The sequence below is a fragment of the Lentilactobacillus sp. genome (assembly GCF_040773105.1).
GTDB classification, from domain to species: domain Bacteria; phylum Bacillota; class Bacilli; order Lactobacillales; family Lactobacillaceae; genus Lentilactobacillus; species Lentilactobacillus parabuchneri.
Genome location: NZ_JAXGWW010000247.1, coordinates 1 through 3071, shown reverse-complemented (window position 1 = coordinate 3071; position 3071 = coordinate 1). Strand labels below are relative to the sequence as shown.

The 3071-nt window shown below is 44.3% G+C and carries 2 protein-coding genes and 1 pseudogene; 1 reads left to right on the top strand and 2 read right to left on the bottom strand.

Annotated elements, in window-relative coordinates:
* Positions 1–227: 227 nt before the first annotated feature.
* Both AB3112_RS10200 and AB3112_RS10195 read right to left on the bottom strand, forming a co-directional pair.
* Positions 228–1562: an ammonium transporter gene (locus tag AB3112_RS10200; protein WP_084973218.1), complete on the bottom strand. Its 1335-nt coding sequence runs from the start codon at positions 1560–1562 to the stop codon at positions 228–230.
* A gap of 262 nt (positions 1563–1824) precedes the next feature.
* Positions 1825–2457: an NAD(P)H-binding protein gene (locus AB3112_RS10195; RefSeq protein ID WP_084973216.1), complete on the bottom strand. Its 633-nt coding sequence runs from the start codon at positions 2455–2457 to the stop codon at positions 1825–1827.
* A 165-nt stretch (positions 2458–2622) separates the two neighbouring features.
* On the opposite strand from AB3112_RS10195, the pseudogene AB3112_RS10190 reads away from it, so the two are divergent.
* A pseudogene (locus AB3112_RS10190) lies at positions 2623–3071 on the top strand (cation-transporting P-type ATPase); the annotation flags it as partial.

Here is a 3071-nt window from a genome sequence, read left to right as displayed (position 1 = left end):
GGCGGCGATGAAATGTTTAGTAGCTGGCCGGTTTGATGTAGATGTCCGTTTGGGCTTTCCTTTTTACCGAGCCCAAAACGTGCTCCAACGCAATTGACACTGCGATCTAAGACCTTCCAATCAAAATCCAAAACCAGGATTTCAATTGGAAGGACCTTAGCTCTCCGACGGCTGTGAAACCGCCTAGCCTACTTGGCGTGTCAAACCGTTGCTCGTCGCACTCTCCCCTAATGCAACCGCGGATCCTTTGGGACATCCAGTCCGCCCAGTTGTCCTCTAAATTCTTTTGAATACAGGTTCAGATCAGAACGATATTCATCGAGATCTTTACTCATTTCAACGGTGTAATCAGCTTCTTCACCGTGTTCACCTTGGTCCAGGCCAAGCTCTTCTTCCTTGCGATCAACCCGCATTGGCATCACCAGACTGAGGCCCTTGATAATAATGGAAGCGGCAATGGTCACGAAGACGATTGTTGCAAGTGTTGCAACGACCTGGACTGTAATTTGATGCCAACCACCACCGTAAAAGGCACCATTGTGAGCGACAATCGGGTTAACCGCTTTGGTTGCGAACAATCCGGTTGCAATACTTCCGACAATCCCACTGACCCCATGGCAGCCAAATGCGTCTAACGCATCATCGACACCAATTCGATCTTTTAGATAGTTAACGAAGAAATAACTGGCAAATGTTGAGAACATCCCGATCCAAAACGATCCGGCAATTGTCACAAACCCACAGGCTGGCGTAATCCCAACCAGGCCACAGAGGGTACCGGTACAAACGCCCACTAAAGTTGGCTTCCCATTAATGATCATATCCAAAATCATCCATGTGACCATTGCGGTACCCGTGGACATGGTCGTGGTAATCGTTGCTTGCGCAGCAATGTTATCAACTCCCAGGGCAGAACCAGCGTTAAAGCCGTACCAGCCAATCCACAAAATCGCAGTTCCAAGCAAGACCCACGGCAGGTTGTAATGCGTGTGGGGGATGTCGCCAAATTTAATGCGCTTGCCCAAGAAGGCAGACAATACAAATGCTGTAACACCAGCGTTGATATGAACAACGGTTCCACCAGCGAAGTCGAGAACGCCAAGACCATAGAGAATACCATGAGGGCTCCAGACCAAATGAACCATCGGGTAATAAATAATGACTGACCAAAGAACTAGGAAGACTAAGAGAAAATTAAACCTAATTCGACCAACCACCGCACCGACGAACAGAGCAGGAGTAATGACGGCAAACATCATTTCAAAGACGGCGAAAATCCCAGTTGGAATTTTAGTTGCTGTCAGGCTGGTCAGGTCGATACCGTTCATAAAGAAATTCTTGACGGTTCCGATGAACCCACCAATGTCACCTGAAAATGAGAGTGAATAGCCAATCACAATCCAAAGAACAATTGCAACACCGGTCATGATGAAAACTGACAGCATCGTGTTGACAACGTTTCGTTTTGAAACCAGGCCCCCGTAGAAAAACGCCAATCCGGGAGTCATGAATAATACCAAAATACTGGATAGAATCATAAATGAGGTGTTTGCAGCATTCATAACATCGCTTCCTTATCTTTTAATGTCATAAATTCTAACATCATCTTTTTCACACGTCCAGCACTTTTTGAAATTGGTTAGAAGATTAGAATCTCGCTCATTCAGATGGAACCGGTACCAATGCCTAAAAACAACAACTTTTGTCAGCATGATCGTTAGTAAAAAGAATTTCATTTTTAAATTGGTACATGTAATTAAATCTAACACAAAAGCAGTTCATCACATTTAAGGGTGAACTGCTTTTCTACTTATTGCTTCAAATTTAATTTAATTCATTAATGGCTTCTGGAATTGGTTCGTTTCCAGTGCTCATTTCAATGACTTCTTTAATTCCGGCATGATTTTCGACCAGGCCAATTAAAACGTCAGCAACATTATCAATGCTATTTTCATTGGTGCTGTATGCACCCAGAGTCACTTTTCCGGACCCGGTCTTTTCAACCAGTGTAGTTGGTTGGAGGATCGTGTAATCCAAATGGGTGTTATGGATCAGCCACTCATCGGCGTAATATTTAGCGATGAGATAATTCTCAAGTGGGGAGTCAGCAAATTCATCCGGGGACAGCGACCCCTTGGAACTCAACATGACAAAGCGATTGATTTCTTTTTCTTCGGCAGCCTGCATGACCTTAACTGCACCATGCAGATCGATCTTCAGCAAATCTCTGCCACCAGAACCGGCAGCGAAGATAATTGCGTCCGCTTCAGGAAGAGCTTCTTTAATGTCGTCCATTTTGTCACTGAGGTCCAAGGCAAATGGGGTGACTTGGTCACTAGCTGGAATTTTTTCGGGGTGCCGAGCACCGGCATAGACCTCGTCTTCAGGGTGCTTAGCCAGCTTTGCGACGATATTTGACCCAACTCGTCCGGTAGCGCCAATTACGATGATTTTCATATACTTCTCCTCCAATCTTGTTACCTCTAATTATGGTGGAATTAACCCAATAATGCAAAAGGAAGATTTATTTTACGGAAAATTTCAAACTTGATGTAGGTCAATTCTTTATTTGCGCAACCACCATATACTTAAGATACAAATTAAGGAATGGAGCGGGATATTATGAAATTTCAAAAGTACATTAATCAGCACACAAACCAGATAACGTTAGTCACCGCAATATTAATTGGGGTTGGCCTGCTTGGAAAGGTTTTGAACAGCGATATGATTTACACGGTTTCATTTATCGCCGCTTCAATCATTTCCGCAGTCCCAATCATTCTTCGGGCAATCTCGGCACTTCGATTTAAAACGATTAGTATTGAATTACTGGTAAGTATCGCTGTTATTGGGGCCTTCGCCATTGGTGAATATAACGAATCGGCGATTGTGACCTTCCTGTTCTTATTTGGAACATTCTTGGAAGACAAAACATTGGCCAAGACGAGGCACTCAATCAAAGATTTAACTGAGATGGCATCCACCACGGCGTTAGTTGTTGATGACGATGGTGAGACTGAAGAGACCGACGTTGATTTTGTTGACGTAGACGATGTGGTGCTGGTCAAAGC

Bases quoted from the DNA above. Each gene is read 5' to 3' on its own strand.
- AB3112_RS10200 (WP_084973218.1), bottom strand. From the start codon at position 1,562: ATGAATGCTGCAAACACCTCATTTATGATTCTATCCAGTATTTTGGTA.
- AB3112_RS10195 (WP_084973216.1), bottom strand. From the start codon at position 2,457: ATGAAAATCATCGTAATTGGCGCTACCGGACGAGTTGGGTCAAATATC.